18 protein-coding genes are annotated in these 21,339 nt (G+C 39.6%); 8 read left to right on the top strand and 10 right to left on the bottom strand.

The annotated features are described in order from the left end of the window. Positions 1–12: 12 nt before the first annotated feature. The 9 genes from COD92_RS21530 to dcuS form a co-directional block, all read right to left on the bottom strand. Complete coding sequence (locus COD92_RS21530) at positions 13–894, bottom strand: CoB--CoM heterodisulfide reductase iron-sulfur subunit B family protein (protein ID WP_098527666.1); 882 nt, start codon at positions 892–894, stop codon at positions 13–15. Next, positions 891–1,850 carry a succinate dehydrogenase/fumarate reductase iron-sulfur subunit gene (locus tag COD92_RS21535; RefSeq protein ID WP_098527665.1) on the bottom strand — a complete coding sequence of 320 codons (960 nt, stop codon included), beginning with the start codon at positions 1,848–1,850 and terminating at the stop codon, positions 891–893. The genes COD92_RS21530 and COD92_RS21535 overlap by 4 nt, the downstream gene beginning before the upstream one ends. After that, positions 1,850–3,559 (bottom strand): FAD-binding protein, encoded by a 1,710-nt coding sequence (locus COD92_RS21540; RefSeq protein WP_098527664.1) that lies wholly within the window; start codon positions 3,557–3,559, stop codon positions 1,850–1,852. Before COD92_RS21540 ends, COD92_RS21535 begins: the two co-directional genes overlap by 1 nt. 24 nt (positions 3,560–3,583) lie before the next feature. Continuing rightward, on the bottom strand, positions 3,584–4,144 hold the full coding sequence (locus tag COD92_RS21545) for a Fe-S-containing hydro-lyase (RefSeq protein ID WP_098527663.1): 561 nt from the start codon (positions 4,142–4,144) through the stop codon (positions 3,584–3,586). Between the two features lie 12 nt (positions 4,145–4,156). Continuing rightward, positions 4,157–5,002, bottom strand: a complete 846-nt coding sequence (locus COD92_RS21550) for a fumarate hydratase (RefSeq protein WP_098527662.1) — start codon at positions 5,000–5,002, stop codon at positions 4,157–4,159. A 17-nt stretch (positions 5,003–5,019) separates the two neighbouring features. Beyond that, positions 5,020–5,187: a hypothetical protein gene (locus COD92_RS32180; protein ID WP_176541051.1), complete on the bottom strand. Its 168-nt coding sequence runs from the start codon at positions 5,185–5,187 to the stop codon at positions 5,020–5,022. A 25-nt stretch (positions 5,188–5,212) separates the two neighbouring features. Beyond that, entirely contained in the window at positions 5,213–6,685 is a 1,473-nt protein-coding gene (locus COD92_RS21555; RefSeq protein ID WP_098527661.1) for an anion permease, read from the bottom strand. Between the two features lie 407 nt (positions 6,686–7,092). After that, a complete protein-coding gene (locus COD92_RS21560) occupies positions 7,093–7,809 on the bottom strand; it encodes a response regulator (protein ID WP_098527660.1) in 717 nt (238 codons plus the stop codon). Then, positions 7,802–9,412, bottom strand: a complete 1,611-nt coding sequence (gene dcuS, locus COD92_RS21565) for a DcuS/MalK family sensor histidine kinase (RefSeq protein ID WP_098527659.1) — start codon at positions 9,410–9,412, stop codon at positions 7,802–7,804. The genes COD92_RS21560 and dcuS overlap by 8 nt, the downstream gene beginning before the upstream one ends. A gap of 808 nt (positions 9,413–10,220) precedes the next feature. Here dcuS and COD92_RS32960 point away from each other — a divergent pair. The 7 genes from COD92_RS32960 (at position 10,221) to nspC (ending at position 17,533) form a co-directional block, all read left to right on the top strand. Beyond that, on the top strand, positions 10,221–10,442 hold the full coding sequence (locus tag COD92_RS32960; RefSeq protein ID WP_255286526.1) for a hypothetical protein: 222 nt from the start codon (positions 10,221–10,223) through the stop codon (positions 10,440–10,442). Between the two features lie 22 nt (positions 10,443–10,464). Continuing rightward, positions 10,465–11,808, top strand: coding sequence for an amino acid permease (locus tag COD92_RS21580; protein WP_098527657.1), 1,344 nt, complete (start codon positions 10,465–10,467; stop codon positions 11,806–11,808). A 133-nt stretch (positions 11,809–11,941) separates the two neighbouring features. After that, positions 11,942–12,955 (top strand): SIS domain-containing protein, encoded by a 1,014-nt coding sequence (locus COD92_RS21585; protein ID WP_098996528.1) that lies wholly within the window; start codon positions 11,942–11,944, stop codon positions 12,953–12,955. A 67-nt stretch (positions 12,956–13,022) separates the two neighbouring features. After that, a complete protein-coding gene (gene frlD, locus COD92_RS21590) occupies positions 13,023–13,805 on the top strand; it encodes a fructoselysine 6-kinase (RefSeq protein WP_098527655.1) in 783 nt (260 codons plus the stop codon). 66 nt (positions 13,806–13,871) lie between these two features. Continuing rightward, the gene (locus COD92_RS21595; protein WP_098527654.1) at positions 13,872–14,600 is read left to right on the top strand and encodes a GntR family transcriptional regulator; all 729 of its coding nucleotides are present in this window, start codon (positions 13,872–13,874) and stop codon (positions 14,598–14,600) included. A 565-nt stretch (positions 14,601–15,165) separates the two neighbouring features. Continuing rightward, positions 15,166–16,404 carry a saccharopine dehydrogenase family protein gene (locus COD92_RS21600; protein WP_098527653.1) on the top strand — a complete coding sequence of 413 codons (1,239 nt, stop codon included), beginning with the start codon at positions 15,166–15,168 and terminating at the stop codon, positions 16,402–16,404. A gap of 1 nt (position 16,405) precedes the next feature. Then, entirely contained in the window at positions 16,406–17,533 is a 1,128-nt protein-coding gene (nspC, locus tag COD92_RS21605) for a carboxynorspermidine decarboxylase (RefSeq protein WP_098527652.1), read from the top strand. A gap of 87 nt (positions 17,534–17,620) precedes the next feature. Here nspC and COD92_RS21610 read toward each other — a convergent pair whose 3' ends face one another. Next, positions 17,621–18,832 (bottom strand): AraC family transcriptional regulator, encoded by a 1,212-nt coding sequence (locus tag COD92_RS21610; protein ID WP_098527651.1) that lies wholly within the window; start codon positions 18,830–18,832, stop codon positions 17,621–17,623. A 152-nt stretch (positions 18,833–18,984) separates the two neighbouring features. Between COD92_RS21610 and COD92_RS21615 the strand changes: the two genes are divergently transcribed. Further along, positions 18,985–21,285, top strand: coding sequence for a glycoside hydrolase family 2 protein (locus COD92_RS21615; RefSeq protein ID WP_098996529.1), 2,301 nt, complete (start codon positions 18,985–18,987; stop codon positions 21,283–21,285). Positions 21,286–21,339: the final 54 nt, after the last annotated feature.

The raw sequence follows: 21,339 nt of genomic DNA on the forward strand, positions 1-21,339 counted from the left end.
TGAACTAATTCCCTATAGTACCAAAGCTTCATTCAAAACAGGTATCGCTTCTACCACATGGCGTTGAATGGCAAGTTCTTCTGGAGAGAAGCCTAACGCAAGTCCAATTAACTGTGGCAGGTGTAGAATTGGCATCGTTATATCTTCACCAAAACCTTTTTGTGCATCCGGCTGATAGGCATCTAGCTGCATTTGGCATAACGGACAAGGAGTAACAATACAATCTGCACCTTGAGCCTTAGGCGATAAGCAGTTTTTTCCTGTCAGATTCATAACTTCTTTTTCTGCTGGGAAAACCGCATGGAAGCCGCAGCAGGCAAGACGCTGATCGAAATCAACACTTTCTGCTCCCAATACACTTGCTACCATTTCCATGGATTGAGGATTCATATGGTTTTCAAACCCCATGATATTGGGCGGCATAAGAATATGACAGCCATAGAAGTTGGCAACCTTTAAACCTGTCAGTGGGCGTTTTACCTTTGCTTTTAGATTTTCTAACCCATAATCCTGAATCAAAGCCCAGAGGAGATGGGTCACTTCCACTGTCCCTTTATACTCCATTCCGGCTCTTTCAAGCCCTTCGTTAACCTGTGTACGGAGCTTCTGATTCTTATCCATCTTAAGCTTAGCTGTACGAAGCATTAACGTACACGTATTACATACGGTTAGTAATTTATCCACTTTTAGCTCTTCCGCCAATGCAATATTCCTTGCATTGATCGATGTGGCTAAAAGGTTATCCACGTCTTGAATATGACTTGCGCCACAGCAGGTCCAGCCGTTCAGTTCAATTAACTCTATTCCTAGGGCCGCTGCTACTTTTTTAGTTGAAATCATAAGTTCTTCAGCTGCCGACTCGAGTGTACAACCTGGAAAGAATGCGTATCTCACTTTTCACTAACCTCCTGTGCAAATTTATAAAGTTCCCTAACGCCTTTAATACCTTCTACTTCTTTTGGTATATGGAAAGGATTGATTTTACCTTTTCTAATCATTCTGAGGGCGAATGGTACCTTCCTCATGGCTGTATTGACTAAACCATCCGTCTTAATTGGAAGCATGACTTCATTCAAACGGCCCTTTTTCTTTACATCATCATGGAAGGCAAAGGCATGCTTCGCCCCTTGATTATTTAATTCACCCAACTTAATGGTTTCTTGGCGAAGATAGGCAATCTGGTCGGTTAGCGGGATGCCTTTTGGACATTTCGTTACACACTGCATGCAATGCAGACATTTCCATAGCTCATTTTCGAATACAGGCATAATATGCTCTTCAGGAGCAGCATCTCTTGAATCCACCGCAAATCGATAGGCACGATTTAAAATAAAGGGATCCAAATAAGTACCATCATTTACAGCCAATTGATTACATTCAGAAGCACAAACACCACATAGGATACAGTCGGTTGGTGCAGCAATCTCGTGATAATCTTCTTCGCTTTGAATAAATCCTTCCTCTATGCTTCCTTCTTCCGACGGAATAAGCCATGGCTTTACCTGCTCCATTTTTTCCATCTTCGGCTCCCAAGCAACAGCCAAGTCTTTTATTACTTCAAAATTGTTTAGTGGTTCAAATGTCAAACGGTTCGTCTCAAAAGTCTCAAGTACTTCATCTAGTGAGGTTTTGCAGACTAGGAAGGCATTGTCATTGATTCTCACGGCACAGCTTCCACAAATGGCATGACGGCAAGCGGATGTAAATACTAGAGTCGGATCAAGCTGTTCACGAATCGTTGTTAAAACCCATAGAATCGTTTTCCCTTTTTCATAGGCCAATTCATAATCCTGAAACCATTCATTTTCACCATCAAATCTCTTAATTTTAAAATAAAGGGTTGTATACATTAGTATTTTCGCTCCTCCGGTTGATATTTCGTAATCTTCACCGGGTTATATTCCAAACGATATTGGTCCCCATCTTGATAAATCAATGTATGTTTAAGGAAATTAGCATCATCACGATTTGGGTAATCAGCTCTGGCATGAGAACCCCTGCTTTCTTTCCGATTAATTGCTCCCATGGTAATGGCTTTTGCTAGTTTTAAAATATTTTCAATTTCGACATAGTTAATGAAAGCCATATTATACTTTTCAGAGGAATCGCCGATTACGGCATCTTTATAATTTTCCAGAAGCTGTGAGACTTTTGCATAAGCCTTCTCCATGTCGCTTTCCGTTCTAAAAATACCTACATTATTCCACATGGTTTCCGCCAGTTCATCACGAATCTTGAACATATTAATTCCTGTTTTCTTCTGACGAATGGTTGTGAACTTCTTCATCCATTTCTCTGTTTCTTTTATTAATGTTACTGTACTAGTGAACGACCGCTTTTTTGCACTTTCCTTTGCGCCAAGACCTGCATATTTTCCAAATAAGACAACGTCTGCTACGGAATTGCCGCCAAGCCGGTTGGCGCCATGAATGGAAACCGAACAGCATTCTCCAGCGGCATGGATACCCTCAATTGGTGTGCTGCAAGTCCGGAAGTCGCTGATATGAATCCCGCCCATTGTGTAGTGGCAGCTTGGACGGATGGGAACAGGTTCCTTAATGAGATCAACACCTTCAAAATCCATGGCCAGCTCCCTTACTTGAGGCAGGCGCTCCATGATTTTCTTTTCACCTAAATGGCGAAGATCCATCAATACATAAGACTGCATCCCTTCACCGAAACCGCGGCCTTCTCTAATTTCTGTCTCAATCGCCCGTGAAACGAGGTCACGCGGACCGAGTTCCATTTTTCCAGGAGCATAACGGGCCATAAACCGCTCTCCGTCTTTATTGATTAAATAACCGCCTTCGCCGCGGCAGGCCTCCGAAAGAAGGACGCCCGTAGAGGCAAGGCCGGTTGGATGAAATTGTACAAATTCCGGATCTTTTAAAGGGATACCTGCATTAAAGCAAGCGGCCGTTCCGTCGCCCGTCATATTAATGGCATTTGTTGTTCTGCTCCAATACACACGTCCAAAGCCGCCTGTCGCAATAACGACTGATTTGGCTTGAATGGCATGAATTTCACCACTGCGGATGTCCATAGCCACTAACCCTTCAAAATTGCCTTCGTTTACAGCCAGTGATAGAAGGTACCAGTCATTATGGAATTGCACTCCATTTTTAAGGCACTGCTCATAAAGGGCATGAAGGATCACGTGTCCTGTTTTATCAGCTGAATAGCAGGTTCTTGGGCTGGATGCTCCTCCAAACGGCCTTTGAGCAATCCGGCCATTCTCATCCCTTGAAAAGGGTACACCATAGTAATCTAGTTCGGAGATGACCTTTGGCATATTGGTTGTGAAAAACTCAACGGCATCCTGATCCGCTAAAAAGTCACTTCCTTTTACCGTATCCCTAAAATGGCTCTCAGGAGAATCGTTTGCGTCCCTATATCCCATTGCTGCGTTTATTCCACCCTGTGCAGCTCCTGTATGTGAACGTGTCGGAAAGATTTTTGAAAGGCATGCAACACGTAGACTTTCATCCTCACTAGCAGAGAGGGCTGCCATCATTCCAGCCCCGCCTGCTCCTACAATTACAACATCATAGCTTAGCATTAATGTTTCACCTCTATAAGTGATTTAATCTATAACTCTATATTTCTCTACACCAATCTGGTATAAATCATTTCCTTTACTGTCAACTGCAACAATACACGGATAATCAGTTACTTCCATACGGCGGATTGCTTCAGGACCAAGCTCTTCATAGGCCACAATATCCACTTTTTTAATAGTATCGGCGATTAGAGCAGCAGCCCCGCCAATCGCTGCAAAATAAACGGCGCCGTTTTTCTTCATCGATTCAATGACCGCTTTACTTCTAGGACCTTTCCCGATCATCCCTTTTAGGCCCTGCTCCATCATCTCAGGTGAGAAGGCATCCATGCGGCCGCTTGTTGTCGGGCCGCAGGAACCTATGACCTTTCCTGGCTTGGCAGGTGTTGGTCCTGCATAGTAAATGACTTGTCCTTCTAAATCAACTGGAAGAGGATTATTTTCTTTTAAAGCGTCTACCATATTCTTATGAGCCGCATCACGTGCTGAATAAATAACTCCTGTAATCGACACCTGGTCTCCTGCTCTCAAGTCTTTAATTTGATCATAGGTTAATGGTGTGGTTAATTTTTTAATCGTTGTCATCTTGTTCACCCCTTAAAAACAAGCTTCTTTATGGCGTGCTGCATGGCAGTTCAAAGTGACACAAACAGGCATCATCGCAATATGAGTCGGGTAGGTTTCAATATGAACGGCTAGCGCAGTAACCTTCCCGCCAAATCCCTGTGGTCCGATTCCAAGCTTGTTAATACGCTCTAACAGCTCCGCTTCCATTTCTGCGTATGCAGGGTTTGGATTCGGCTCCCCGGCTTTTCTTGCTAAAGCCTTTTTCGCCAATAAGGTACATTTATCCATTGTTCCGCCGATTCCAACACCCACAATGACTGGGGGGCAAGGATTTCCGCCTGCCTGAGTGATCGAGTTCACGATAAAATCCTTCACTCCGTCAACACCCTCTGCCGGTTTGCACATTTTAACCGCGCCCATATTTTCGCTTCCTGCACCTTTTGGAAGTACTTCAATCTTTACTTGGTTCCCTGGAACTAATTCCATATGAATAACAGCGGGTGTATTGTCACCTGTATTTTTTCGGTCAAATACAGGATCCTTGACAACTGACTTCCGTAGGTAACCTTCCTCATATCCTTGGCGGACTCCTTCATTGATGGCATCTGTTAAATCTCCATCGACGATACGTGCATCCTGTCCGACCTCAACAAACACTACGGTCATCCCCGTGTCTTGGCACATTGGGGCATGTTCTGCCCGGGCCAACTTAACATTCTTCAAAATCTTCTCTAAGCTATATTTTCCGAATTGAGACTCTTCCTTTTCTAAACCGGCTGCAATAAGTGCTTCTACATCCTCTGGAAGGTCACAAGCAGCTTGTATACAAAGGTCTCTAATTGTACTGGTAATTAATTTTGCTGATATTTCACGCATTCTGTTCTCCTCCTGCATCAAGCAATTGCCTCTTCTTTGTTTTCCTCTATATATTCGAAATTGACTGCTCCGCACTTTGTACAGATCTGATAGGGTATCATTAATTCATATTCGTCATCACACCCATGGTAAAGCTCCACAGAATATTGAGTTTCCAAGCTTTCAAAACAGCAAGTTGACTTCACAAAGCTCCATCTCCTTAAGTTGGGTTTACCAAAGACCTAATACTTTCCACCAAGCCCCGCCAATGCCTAGCCAGACAATAATGTGGATGATGGAAATAATAAACCCAAGTGACCACCATTTATTCTGGGTGACATATCCGCTTCCGAAAAAGACGGGAGCCGGTCCACAGCTATAATGGGTTAAACAGCCGAACAGGTTACTGAAAACTCCTAACAATATTGCTGATACAAGCGGCGGTGCTCCAGCAGCCACTAAAACAGCAAGGAATGCTGAGTACATGGCACTAACGTGAGCTGTGTTACTTGCAAAGAAATAGTGTGAGTAGAAATAAACAACACCTAAGATTATTAATGTTAACGTCCAGGATTTGCCGCTGACTGCGCCCTGCATCGTATGACTGAACCATGGGATTAACCCTAACTCATTTAAGAAGCTTGCCATCATAACTAAAACAGAGAACCAAATCAATGTGTCCCAAGCGCCTTCTTCTTTTTTAATATCTGACCAAGTTAATACCTGTGTAACAAGCAAAGCACCAAGACCAATAAAGGCTGTTGTTGTAGCATTAATGTTCAAGTTTGTTCCAAAAATCCAAAGGGAAAGAATGAGAAGGAACACACCAATCATGTAGTATTCTTCTTTCTTCAATGGCCCCATTTCTTTTAATTTCTTTTCTGCCATTTGAGAAGCTGCGGGTGTTTCTTTGATTTCTGGCGGATATAACTTATAGATCACATAAGGAATCAAGATTAAACTAACTAATCCAGGAACAATGGCTGCTGTTGCCCAACCCATCCAAGTAATATGTTTACCGGTAATATCTCCGGCAATTTGAGCTGCCAGCGGGTTTGCTGCCATAGCTGTTAAGAACATGGCAGATGTAATCATGTCACCTTGGAAGGCTACTTTTGTTAAAAATGCCCCAACTTTTCTTTCTGTCCCGTCTCCTACTTTTGAGCCATATGCTTCAGATAAAGAGCGGATGATTGGCAGTAAAATTCCGCCTGCACGAGCTGTATTGGATGGCATTGCTGGTGATAAGATTAAGTCACTGGCAATTAAGGAATACGATAAACCAAGGGTCTTTTTACCGAACTTTTTAACAAACATGTAGGCAACTCTTGTACCTAGGCCTGTTTTAATAAATCCCCTTGAAATGAAAAACGCGATAACAATTAACCAAATGGTTGTGTTTTGAAAACCGCTTAAGGATTGTTCAATCGTTAAAGTCTGTGTAATAACGGTGGCTGTTAGTGCTAAAATCGCTACACTTCCCATTGGTAAAGGCTTAATAATTAAACCGACAATGGTAGCAACAAATATTGCCAACAAGTGCCAAGCCTGTACGGTTAAACCATGCGGTGGATGAATAAACCAAATAATTGCTCCAACTACGAGTGTTACTAATAGGGGGACGAATTTTACTTCACTTGCAATTTTCGTCTTTAGGTTAGGATTTTTCGGATGTTGCTGTAATTTCTTAGCAGGGATCGCCATTTATTTCAACTCCTTTTTTATTTGTTCACAAAGCGTTCAAATTTGTGAAGCATTTCACAAACTTATTCAATAAAATAGCTGCTAATGAAAAATTAGAAGCTGCCCATCAAAAAACTTAGTTCATATGAAATTTTAATTTTAGAAATAAATCCTCCCTTTTTATGATATTTTCATTTAAAAACTTCTATCTATTTCTTACTTGTAGACTACTAAATCCCCCGTTTCTTTAATAGTTTTAGGAAGTTATTAAAGAGTTTTGTAATTAAAGTAACTGGAAAGGCAGAAGCGCCTTGAACAGGGAAAAAAGTAGTTCATTTTTTCCTAGGCACTAGAGCTAGACAATTCTCAAAGTTTATTTAGCAAAAAAAAAGTGCCCCTGGAAGGGACACTTTTTTTTGGTACATGTATTAATTATTAATGTAATGGTCAATCATGTTTCTGCCTTCAATAGCAGCTTTATGCATGTAAACAGGTCGGCCGATGGTGCCGTATACCACTTCGGTTTCCAGTGCATGGATATCGGCTAGAAACATCACATATTTCCTCATAGAGACCCTAGATATTCCCACCTTGCAAGCGAGGTCCTCTGTAGAGAATGGCGTTCTTCCCATTTCGATTACCTGCCTCCATACTTTACAGAGGGTGCTTTTCGTCAGCCCTTTTGGCAAATCGTATCCTTCCGGAGCTTTTTGTTCTTTATGAAGCAGAAGCTGATCTAAATCCACTTGATTTAACCGTTCCTGCTCATTCATCATCGTTTGATCTTTTTGATAGGAGAGAAGGGCAGATTGAAATCTTTCAAACTCAAATGGCTTGATTAAATAGTCAACTGCCCCGAAACGAAGCCCTTTTTTTATGCTTTCTTTATCACAGGATGCCGTTATGATAATCACATCAATCTCAGTACCTAAACCACGGATCTTTGACAATAGACTCCAACCATTGTCCCCAGGCATATGAATATCCAGCAAAATTAAGTCCACTTTATTCTGCTTAAGAATGGAGAGAGCTTCTTCCACAGAACCTGCTATTGCAACCAGTTCAATCCCATCCATTTGTTCTAAATATCGGCGGTTTATTTCAGCAACCATAGGATCATCTTCAACTATTACAGTCTTAGTCATGATATTTCTCCTCTCCTGCAACCGGAATGGCCACCTGAAGAATGGCTCCTTTTCCAGGTTCCGATAAAATAGAAATCTTTCCATTTAATTTTTTCACAGCCTCAAGGACCAAGTACATGCCGATGCCGCGGTTGTTTCCCTTAGTGGAAAAGCCTCTTTCAAAAATTTGCTCTTCCACTTCTTGGCTCATCCCCATACCTGTATCAGAAACTTTAATAATTAGTTCATCATTTTGACTTGTTAAAAACTCTACTTCTACCTTTTTTTCTTGACATCCCTTTAAGGCTTCGATCGAGTTATCTATCAAATTACCAAGGACAGTGACAATATCCTGTACAAACTCATTACTTTTCTGCCTTGGAAAATAACTATTCTCCGTAATTGTTAATACGGCTCCTTGTTCTCGTGCAAAGCTAGACTTGCCGATAATGAAGCCCGCAATCACCGGATCTTTAATCCTTGCAGTTAAAAATCCTTCCTCTGTTTGAAAGGAGCTTGATATTTGTTTCACATAGTCGGTTAATTGATCGTATATTTTCATTTGAGCCAGGCCAAGGATTACATGAAGTTTATTCATAAATTCATGTGTCTGTGATCGTAAGGCATCCGCATACAATCTTGCTCCGGTAAGCTGTTCAGCCAATTGCCTGATTTCTGTTTTATCCCTAAAAGTGGCCACTGCTCCCGTAATTTCATTGTTAACATAAGTGGGCACAATATTTGCCATAATAACTAGTCCTCTAAAGGAATATTCCTTATCAAGCAGTTTTTTTCCAGTAGCCATCAATGAATTCAATTGAAATTGAGGAAAAATCTCTTCTATTTTCATTCCAATTGGATCACAATCAAAACCGACAGATTTAATGAGCCGACCAGCTTCTTGGTTAATAAGTGTAATTTCACCGTATTGGTCAACTGCAATGACACCTTCACGTGCATACTCCAAAACAGCACTTCTCTGTTCTAGTAAATTAGCTATTTCAACCGGTTCCATGCCAAACAAAATGTTCTTAACCTTGCGCGAGAACACGACAGCACAAACTAAACCTACGAACACTCCTAACAACATACTAAAGAGTATAACCTTTGTACTTTTCCAAACCTTACGTTCTACATCATCTAATAAAACACCAACTAAAATGGCACCAATTTGTTTACCATTATGATTGTAAACCGGTGTAAAATATCTTAACGATTTCCCTAAAGTGCCCGTAGCTATGGAGATATGCTCTCTGCCCTGGAACACTTGACCGGCATCTCCACCAGCATATTTTTTACCTATTTTATTAGGTAGTGGATGGGACAATCTAATTCCGTTCATATCTAGAACAACCAGAAATGGGACCCCTGCTGATTTTCTTACTTGCTCCGCGTATGTCTGAATTGTGTCCCCGCTTACCTTCCCGCTAAGACCATCAATAAAGATTGGATTGATGGCAGCCGTTTTTGAAACAGTTTTTGCCTTCTCTTCAATGTGATCAATTGTTGTTTGTTCCACATTTTTTTGTATAAAGAAATTAGTAACCAATAGACAGAGTATACTTACCCCGCAGACTAGTAGGATGATTTTATATTGTAGAGACAGATTCCATTTATTCTTCATACACTCATATCCCCTTGATAGGAACTTTTTCTTTTATTTTCTTATATTTTATAGGTCGAAAAGAGTTAGAAGTGTTTCAATATTGTGAAGGAAATAGAAAGTTGAAGTATCACATGTTCTATAGTAAAAACCAGGGGCATTTATTACAGGTTGCACTAAACTTTGTCGAAAACTCATAAATACCATTCTATTGATGGACCTAAGTTATTTGTGAATTATTTCACTAACATCCTAAGATAAAAAAAGCTATCGTCAAGCAGACAAGGAAGGGTGAAAACAGTTTCTAAACTGTGGCTTTCTTGCGACTTTTGAAATATTAGAGGCCCCCTCTTCCAGTTGGTCAATGTACAAAAAAACTGTTACAGGAATAATTGCTTTAGCTCCATAAGGATCTACTCCGTTAAATTCAGCCCCTATTAAAGGGACTTTTAAACTATTGCAAAAAATATACATAATTAACCTAAAATTTATTTAGCCTATCTTTTTTTAAACTTACTTCATGAGCTCATATGAAGGAACAATGGCCAGTAAAAATTTAAAAAATTTTTCCCGACCTTCATTCTATTAATAATCGCATTAATACAACAACCAAATTAAAAGGAAAATAGCTTATTAAAAGTTACAAAACTATTTATTTGAATATATCTAAAATTCTCTATTGAAATTAATGTAATGTTTAATTATAATACAAGACATAACAAATAAAATGTTTTCGATTAAAAAGGAGGTGATAAAATGAGATTTGCGGGGATGAACATCACTTTTAGACATTTCCCATTCAATTATTTTCTAGATAGCATGGAGCAGCTTGGAATTAACAATATTGAATTATGGGCTGGTGAGCCCCTGCATATATGTCTATCGCAAGGAAAATGGCGCATTAGAGTGGAGAGATTATCTCGCAAATCTTCAAAAATATGATTACCAAGGAGTTTGCACCCTAGAGATTATGGGAACGAGATATTATCAAAATCCACAAGATGCACTCATTAAATCATTTGAAAAAATTAAGGAATTGGAAATGTTATAATCTGGATTTGGAGGAACTCATTATGAGTAATGGCACTCTTACACGAAAACTGGGTTTTTGGTCTGCCCTAGCGATTGCGGTTGGAACTACAGTTGGATCAGGTATCTTTGTCTCATCCGGTGATGTTGCAAAAGCAGCAGGAACTCCTTCTATTTCAATTTTAGCCTGGATTATCGGCGGCCTTATCGCAATACCGCAGGTAATGGTATTAGCAGAATTATCAACTGCTTATCCCGAAAATGGAAGCGGTTACGTATACCTGAATAAAGCTGGTTGGAGGCCTCTTGCCTTTCTATATGGATGGGCGACGTTCTGGGCATTAGATCCCCCTTCTATTTCTATTATGGCTTTAGCAATTGTTTCTTACCTTGCTACCTTTTTTCCTTTCTTTTCTGGTATAGCTGGTAAGTTGTTAGGGGTTGCGATCATCTTAGTCATTACCTCCATCCATTATCGAAGTGTAAAAGAGGGTGGACTATTCCAAGTTATTATCACTGCTGTTAAGATCATTCCTTTTATTATTGTAATTGTTTTAGGTTTAATGTATATGAAAGCTGGTAATTTTTCATATGTGCCTGCGCATGGAGCTGTAAAAACAAGTTTAATCGGAGGCGTCTCCGCAACTACTTGGGCTTACACAGGTATGGCAGCGATTTGTTTTATGGCTGGCGAATTTAAAAATCCTGGAAAAATTCTCCCACGTGCACTCATTAGCTCGGTATTCATTGTACTAGCGTTGTACACATTGCTTGCAATTTGTGTCATCGGCTTAATGCCGTTTGATAAATTAATCCATTCAAATGCTGCTGTTTCAGAGGCTGTGAGTTATATTCCAGGTCTTTCTCATATTGCTTCTTCCTTTGTCGCAATTACTGCCATTATTGTTATTCTCGGATCATTAAGCTCCTGTATAATGTTTCAGCCTCGTTTGGAATATGCGATGGCGAAAGATGGCCTATTTTTCCAACGTTTCGCTAAGGTTCATCCTAAATATGAAACTCCTAGTTTTTCTATTATTATTCAGGTTACATATGCTTGTATTCTTGTATTTATGAGTAATTTAACAGCCTTGCTTGGGTACTTCACGCTCATTCAACTTGTCATAAATATTTTGGACTTTGCAGCCGTTTACAAATGCCGTAAACGGGATGATTATAACCCAATCTATCGAATGCCAATGTGGAAATTAACGACTATTTTAGCCATCCTTGGTGCCTCATGGCTTGCTTGGGGGACCTTCACTTGGGCCCCTTGGCAAGGTATGATTGCAGCATTTATTGTTATTGCAACCGGACTTCCTGTTTACTTTTACTGGAATAAGAGGTTTGAGTCTGCAAATAAAAAGGGCAATGATGTAGTAGCATGACCTGAATAATAGGAAGTTAGCTCCACTATACTAACTTCCTATTTTTAAAAAACGCATTGCATTATTTGTTATATCTAACTATAATACAAGACATAACAAATAGTTTAACCATCATAAAAGGAGGATCAAGTCCATGTTGAAATTTGATGAAGAATTATTCCTTAAGCTTGTTGAAAAAGAGGGCCTTGCATTTAGAGGGGAAATTGAAGGTTTTGTCGATGAAATCTGCCAAAAAGGCTACAAGAACATTTTTCTTATCGGTGCAGGTGGAACCATTGCCATGATGTATCCCTATGAGTATATTCTAAAATCAAACTCTACGATTGACGTTCATGCAGAAATTGCAGCAGAGTTTATGGCTATGAACCATAAGCATTTTAGTAAAGATTCAGTTTGTATCTTTACCTCTGTTTCCGGAACAACGAAAGAAACCCTTGCAGCTGCCGAGTATTGTAAAGAAAAAGGTGCCACAACCATTGCACTAGTAGCAGAGCCGAATACACCACTAACAAAAATGGTCGACTATTGTATAACTACAGGTTCAGAAAAACATTCTTTTGATACCTTTTATATGCTTCTCTACATGGTTATCTTCCGATTTATGTACAACCATGATGAATTTCCTCAATATGAGCAATTTACGAAGGAAGTTAATTTACTTCCACGCGCCATTCTGAATGCCGTTAAATCTTTTGATCAAAAAGCAGAGGAATTTGCGATCAAACATAAAGATACAGATTATCACATGATGGTGGGTTCCGGTAATTTATGGGGAAATACTTATTGCTATGCGATGTGTGTTTTAGAGGAAATGCAATGGATCCATGCTAAATCCATTCATGCCGCCGAGTTTTTCCATGGTACGCTTGAACTTGTCGTCGAAGATACAAGTGTGATTTTACTAAAGGGAGAAGATGAAACAAGGCCTCTTATGGACCGTGTAGAAAGATTTGTTGAGAATATAACAAAGAATGTAACGATTATTGATACAAAAGATTTTAAAATGGAAGGGATCAGCGAGGAATTTAGAAAACACTTTGCTGTTAGCATTAATTGGTCCGTCTTAAGCAGAATCAGTGTTTACCTTGAGCGTGAACGGAACCATTCGTTAGAGCTTAGAAGATACTATCGCCAAATGGAATATTAAAAATGATGAATGAGCACTACTCGTAGTGCTCGTTTCTTCTTAAAAAAGGAAAAGTGGGGATATAGCAATGAAAATAGCTGCTGTCGGAGATAACTGCATGGATGTTTATCAGGCAAACGGGAAGGCCTATCCTGGAGGAAATCCAGTCAATGTCGCTGTCTATTTAAAAGGTTTAGGTGCTGAATCGTCCTATATTGGGTGGGTTGGGGCTGATTCATACGGTAAGGATATGATTCGTGCTATCCAAAACAAGGGTGTAGATACTACTCATCTTTCTCAGAAGGAAGGAAAAACGGCTATTACCTATGTTGAATTAGTCGGAAATGATCGCAAATTCGGAGAATACGATGAAGGTGTAATGGCTGACTTCACCTTAACGCCGGAGGAAATTATTTTTATTGGAACACACAAATGCGTACATGCTGGAATTTGGGGGCATGTGGAGCAATATTATCCTGCATTTAAAGAAATGGGGCTGCTCACCTCATTTGATTTTTCAAACCAATTAAATGATCCCCTGGTAAAAACCTTACCACCGTTTGTCGATTATGCCTTTTTGTCCTATACGGAAGATGATGCCTATATACGTCAGTATTTAAAGGAAATTAAAAACCTTGGCTCAAAAGTTGCTGTGGCAACATTAGGTGAAAATGGTTCTCTTGCCTATGATGGTCAACAATTTCACCAATTTGGTGTAATAGAAGAGAATGTAGTCGATACAATGGGGGCCGGCGATTCCTTTATTTCAGGTTTTATTTATGGAATATTGAAAGGCTGTACTATTAACGAATGTTTACAGTTAGGTACGGAAACAGCTGCAAAAACGATTCGATATTTCGGTGCATGGTGACTAGGACTGGGCTCTCGATGTATAATAGATACTATAATTTATTGACGGATAAGGATGAAGCAAGTAATGAATTTAAATCCTTCTACCCCCCAGCCACTCTATATGCAAATAAGGCAAATGTTGAAAAATGATATCCAGCAAGGTAAGTATAAACCAGATGAACAAATACCAACTGAAGCTGAACTTTGTGAAATTTATAACGTAAGTCGGATTACCATCCGAAAAGCAATTGAGGAGTTGGTAAAGGACGGAACATTAACACGTATTCCACGAAGAGGAACTTATGTTACCTCAAAAAAGTTTCATAACGAGTTGATTTCTGTAAGCGGGTTCTCAGAGTTCAGTCATCAGCTGGGCATGACCCCTAATTCTCGAATTTTAAAAAGTGAGGTCATACCTGCAACTGAAGAAATAGCAGAATATCTTAAAGTTGAGGAAGGAAGCCCAATTTTGGAACTTGAGCGGCTAATGTATGTAAATGATCGTCCTCTTTTTTATGATATTGCCCATTTCTCGTTAATTCGATTCCCAGATCTAGAAAAGAAAATTGTTGGAAATGAATCAACGTATAAAATTCTTTTGAACGATTACCAAACCGAAATTGTCAGTAATGACAAAATTATTGATGTTATTGGTGCCACAAAAGACTACGCTAAATGGCTGGAGTGCGATATCGGGGCTAATCTCTTTAAAATTTTAAAGATTTCATTTAATTTAGCTGATGAACCTGTACACCTCTCTACCTTTATGTGTGAAACAAACAAGGTTAAACTGACGGTTCATCGGGCAAAATAAGATAATCTGATTGGTGCCCAGCTTTTTTATTTATTTTTTTTATTTTTCTATTGCCATTATATTTAAGTACTGCTATTATGAAGTAGCATGATTTTTGGAAAGCTAATATTCAATATATCTGGATCTTTCCAAGCAGATAACCTTGACCACTTCCTAGGAAGTTAAGGCCATACGGACAGCCGGGTCAACTGCCGATTGGCAACTTTGGTTGCCTTATTGATTGAGTTAAAAGCTCAAATTTTATAAGTTGGTTACTTTACAACCAGTGCACATGCACACAACTTGTGAAACGGTCAATAAGAGTGGTAAAAGTGATTATTTGCTATATAGACTCTGATCCTAAAATGATATATTTTGAATATTAAAAAGCTTTCTGCCATGGTGTCTGATGACTTGGTAGAGTATAGATATGACTCTATGTCATGGATATACTTGATTTTTAATATTGAATATATCAAAGCAAGTGTTGTGCGCAATTAATTCCTGCGTTTTGCACTTGCTTTTTTTGTTGTTACGGAATTTAGTTGTGCCTTAAAAAAATCTATTAGGTTAGGAGAAATGAAAAATGGGAAAAGCGCTAATTATCGGGGCTGGCGGCGTAGCATCTGTTGCGGTCCATAAATGTGTACAAAACAGTGAAGTATTCGAAGAAATTTGTATCGCAAGCCGTACAAAATCGAAATGTGATGAATTAAAAGCGAAACTTGATGGCGGCAAAACAAAAATTACAACTGCACAGGTTAATGCAGATAATGTAGATGAGTTAATCGGATTAATTAATGAAGTAAAACCAGATATCGTAATGAACTTAGCATTACCGTACCAAGATTTAACGATCATGGATGCTTGTCTTGCAACAAAGACACACTATATGGATACAGCAAACTATGAGCCAGAAGATACGGCAAAATTTGAATACAAATGGCAATGGGAATACCGTGAGCGTTTTGAAAAAGCCGGAATCACAGCCCTTTTAGGCAGCGGCTTTGACCCAGGTGTAACAGGCGTATTTTCTGCTTATGCATTAAAACATTACTTCGACGAAATTGAATATATCGACATTCTTGATTGTAACGGCGGCGATCATGGCTATCCATTTGCAACAAACTTCAACCCTGAAATCAATATTCGTGAAGTTTCAGCTAACGGACGTTACTGGGAAAATGGCGAATGGATCGAAACAGAGCCAATGGAAATCAAACGCGTTTATAACTTCGCTGAGGTTGGCGAAAAAGATATGTATTTGCTTTACCATGAAGAGCTTGAGTCTCTTGCTGAAAACATCCCAGGACTTAAGCGTATCCGTTTCTTCATGACATTTGGCCAAAGCTACCTTACACACCTAAAAGCACTTGAAAATGTAGGTATGACTTCTATCGAGCCAATTGAATTTGAAGGTAAACAAATCATCCCTCTTCAGTTCTTGAAGGCTGTATTACCAGACCCAGCTTCCCTTGGACCTCGTACAGTTGGTAAAACAAACATCGGCTGTATCTTCAGAGGAAAAAAGGATGGAAAAGACAAAACGTATTACGTTTACAATGTTTGTGACCACCAAGAGTGCTATAAAGAAGTGGGCTCTCAAGCCATCTCTTATACTACAGGTGTTCCTGCGATGATCGGTGCAGCAATGATTCTAACTGGTAAGTGGAACAAAGCTGGCGTATATAATATTGAACAATTTGATCCAGATCCATTCATGGAAGAGTTAAACAAATGGGGACTTCCATGGGTAGAAGACTTTAATCCGGTGCTTGTTGATGATGAACCTGCTGAGAAAAAAGAAGCGGAGCTAATTAAATAAAATGCGGTTTGAAGAATTACCAACACCATGTTATGTCATCGATGAAGGTCTCGTCGAAAGAAATCTAAAAATCCTAAACGGCGTTATGCAGCGTACAGGAGCTAAGATTGTTTTGGCACAGAAGGCATTTTCTATGACTACAATGTATCCCCTCATTGGAAAATATTTAAGTGGTACCACGGCTAGTGGATTATTCGAAGCACGGTTAGGTTACGAAGAAATGGGCAAAGAGAATCATGTCTTTGCCCCCGCCTATCGTGAAGATGAAATTGATGAAATTATCTCGATTTGCGATCATATTATCTTTAATTCCTTCTCCCAGTTGGAAAAATTTAAGAACAAAGCGCTAGAAGCCGGCAGAAAAGTGGGCTTACGCATTAATCCTGAATGCTCTACCCAAATTGGACATGCAATCTATGATCCATGTTCACCAGGGTCTAGATTTGGTGTAATCAAAGAGCAGTTCCGTCCTGATTTACTTGATGGTGTTTCAGGGCTGCACTTCCACACCCTTTGCCAGCAAAACTCTGACGACTTAGAAACCACTTTAAATGCAGTGGAAGAAAAGTTTGGAGAGTGGCTTCCGCAAATGGAATGGATCAACTTTGGCGGCGGCCACCATATTACCAGAGAAGATTATGATATTCCAAGACTAGAAGCTTGCATTAAGAGAATGCAAGACAAATATGATTTAGAAGTATATCTTGAACCAGGGGAAGCTATTGCCTTGAACGCAGGTTATCTTATTACATCCGTACTTGATTTACATCGAAACGGAATGGAGATTGCCATTCTTGATACTTCAGCAACCTGCCATATGCCAGATGTATTAGAAATGCCTTACCGCCCTCCTCTATTTGGATCAGGGGAAGCAGGAGAAAAGCCATACACCTATCGACTTGGCGGGCAAACTTGCCTAACAGGAGATGTCATCGGGGATTATTCCTTTGATGAGCCATTAAAAAGCGGTGATCGCTTAGTTTTTGGCGATATGGCCATCTATACAATGGTGAAAAACACGACTTTTAACGGCATGCCACTACCAGCTATCGCTATTAAAAAAGCAGATGGCGACTGTGAAGTTGTACGCGAATTTGGCTATCAAGACTTTAAAATGAGATTAGCTTAATAGATTGGAAGCAAGGGGACGGTTCTCTTGCTTCTTTTTTATACGCAAAGGGACGATTCCCTTGCTTCATTGGAAGCAAGAGAACCGTCATTCCGTTTTTTTCATATATTGGGAAGGAGTTTGTCCAGTGAATTTCTTAAACACCCTCGTAAAATAATTCAAATCATTGTATCCGACAATTAAAGCAATATCTGTAACTGTAGCACTTCCGGTTTGTAGATGGAGCATAGCTTCCTCGATTCTTTTTTGATTTACGTAGTCAATGATACTTTTGCCCGTATCCTGCTTAAACTTGCGAGATAAGTGAGAAGGATGGACGTGGATGCTAGCTGCAATTTCCTTTAGAGTTAGTGTTTTTTCAAGATTTGAATGGATATAATCGACTGCCTTTCTAACAATCATGCTGAAATCCCGGTTTGAGTGTTTCTGAACGAGACCGCAATATTCGTTTATCATATCGGATGCTAATAGTTTTAAGTATGGAAGATTTGGGGCTCTTTCAATAAGGATCGCAAATTTTCCTGACACATGGTGTACAATGATGGGCTGTAGGCCGCCCTTTTCAGCCGAAATCCTGCATAAGGTATTTAAGACAAAAAGTAGATTTTTAGCTGAACGAAAGGGGCTCTCGGGAATACGGTCTGAAAAGTCCAGCATCCCCTTAACCTCCTTTGATAACTTGCCGATTTCTTCCATATCGCCTTTTTCTATCGCCCTCATTAATTTCTTTTCCGCTTTATATCGCTCCTCAATCAAGTTTTTATCTTCTTCGTAAAGGACTTTTTCAACTTTTTCCACTGACTTACGAACTTCAGTATTCACTAATTTACCATCAATATAGGAATGTTGACACATATTAACCAGCAGATCCCCCAAATAGGTAGACTTGTTACTGCCAATAATTGAAAGTGATTGATAATAATCTTGAAGCTGTTTCCGCTCACTAACTGGGAATTTATGTGTTGAGATAAGGTCACTGATCAGCTCATTGGAAGGAATACTAGATAAAAATGGGCCCAAAACAATAAATCCCTTATAGTGATTATTACTCCAAATCCCTGCTGCTAAGTATTCCAGCCCAATGCTATTTATGTAATGAAAATACTGATCGTTCTCTGCCCTCATTAATTTTTCATTTATTGTTGGATCATCATTGGCGAAGGGTTGTAGGAGCAAGGGGGTTTGAATTTGCGATTTTTGAAAGATGATACTCCCCTCGCAGTCCACAATCTTTACATCTAAATAAGTAATCGACTGCAGGAGCTTTCCTTTTTTAGTGATATCTATCGATAAACTCATCTTTCTTATCCTCCCTAATCTATTTCCACTATTAAAACCGTTCAGAAGAAAATATGCAATATTTATGCTAATAAGGTCAAATTTGTATGATTATCTATTGAAAACGTATACTATAATGAATTTGGTTTAAACGATATTTAGGAGGAAGCCAAATGAGAAAAGTCTTAAATATTAATTCTGATTGGAAATTTCTTAGACAAGATGAAGAGAATGCAAGTGCAATAAACTTTAATACAGAAAATTGGCAGGAGGTTCAAGTTCCTCACACCTGGAATGCAATTGATGGTGCCAATGGCTTTGATTATTATAAAGGTGCCTGCTGGTATCGAAAAGAATTTGTATTAGATGCATTAGAACAAGGAAATAGAGTATATATTGAGTTTAATGGCTCTAATAGTATTACGGATGTATATGTGAATGGCCACCATCTTGGACAGCACCGCGGCGGTTACTCCATTTTCCGTTTTGACATTACAAATGTAGTCGATTTTGGAAAAAAGAATATACTCTCAGTCAAAGTTGATAATACCGTTGTCGATGATGTGTATCCACAGATGGCCGATTTCACTTTCTACGGCGGGATTTATCGTGATGTAAATCTGGTTATTGCGAATTCGATTCACTTTGATTTACTCGATTATGGTTCTAAAGGTGTCTATGTTATTCAAGAAAATGTTTCAAATGAGCGTGCTGCCTTAACAGTCAAATCTAAGATAGTAAATGACCTAGATGTAGAAAAGAAAGTACGAGTTTGGGCAGATATCTTAGATGCTAATGGTAAAAATGTAGCCTACGGGGCAAAGGATGTTTTTCTAGCAGCAGGAGAGACAAAAGAAGTGGAGATCCCTGTTACGATTGAAAATCCTACACTATGGAACGGAAAAAAGAACCCATACCTTTATGAAACGAAGATCTCACTGGTCAGCTTTAACGATATCCTTGATGAAATAACCATCCCATTTGGAGTGAGATACTTCCACGTTGATCCGGAAAATGGTTTCTTTTTAAATGGAGAACCGCTTCGATTGAATGGCGTATCTAGACACCAAGACCGCAAAGACATGGGCTGGGCGATTACGAAAAAAGAACACCTAGAAGATATGGAACTAATCAAAGAAGTCGGCGCCACATCGATCCGCTTGGCCCACTATCAGCATGATCAGTTTTTCTATGAACTTTGCGATCAGGAGGGCATGGTCATTTGGGCTGAGATTCCATTTATCTCCGTTATGTCGAAACATGAGTTAGGAGGAATCAATGCCAAGCAGCAAATGACAGAATTAATTCGTCAAAATTTCAATCATCCATCGATTATGTTCTGGGGTATCCAAAATGAAATTCAAATCAGCGGTGAGCGCCCAGAGCTTAGAAGACTTGTAAATGAATTAAATGAGCTCACGAAAAAAGAGGATCCAACCCGGTTAACCACTATGGCAAATGTCATGTTCGTACCTGATAAAGATGAATACAATTATGTGACGGACGTGGTCGGCTATAATAAATATTACGGCTGGTACCAAGGAAAAGCTGAGGACTTCGCTGATTGGCTAGACGGTTTCCATCAAACCAACCCACGGGTTTCTCTAGGTATCTCCGAATATGGCGCAGAAGGAATCCTGCAATATCATACCAATCATCCACAGGTAAAGGATTATTCAGAGGAATATCATGCTCTTTATCATGAAAAAGTATGGGGAATTTTCTCAAAGCGTCCATACCTATGGTCAACGTATGTTTGGAATATGTTTGATTTTGGGGCCAATATCCGCGACGAAGGCGGCGTACAAGGCAGAAACAACAAAGGGTTAATCACATACGACCGCAGAATTAAAAAAGACGCCTTCTACATGTATAAAGCAAACTGGTCTGATGAGAAATTTGTTCACATCACGAGCAAACGCTACATTGAACGGGCGGATAAGCGAATCACCATCAAAGTTTATTCAAACTGTGAAGAACTGACTCTTTATACAAATGGCAAAGAGATTGGAACGAAAACAAGTGACAATCGCGTGTTTATTTTTGAAAATGTGGAGTTAGAAGAAGGAATTACCGAAATCAAGGTTACTTCCAACCAAGATGGCGTCATTCTAGAGGATACAGCTCGATTCATGAAAGTAGCAGAGCCAAATCCAAGCTATGAAGCTCCGGAAGAGGATAAAGGCGGAGTAGTCGGAAACTGGTTCCAAATGCCAGACATTGAAGATGTCGAAGTAGAGGAGATAGAAATCACCGATGACGTCTATTCTACACGTGATACGTTTAAGGCCTTAATGGAGAATGAAGAAACAAAGGCAATCCTAGAAAAATACTTAGGCAACTTTACTGAACATCCAATGTACGGAATGGCAGCAGGAATGCAAATCGACTTCATCGCCTCCATGGCACCAGAACAATTTACCGATAAAATGATGTACACCTTAAACAAAGAGCTAACAAAAGTTCAAAAATAAGCAAAGGGACGGTTCTCATGCTTCGAAAGAAGCATGAGAACCGTCCCCTTGTTT

The organism is Bacillus sp. AFS037270, assembly GCF_002585305.1.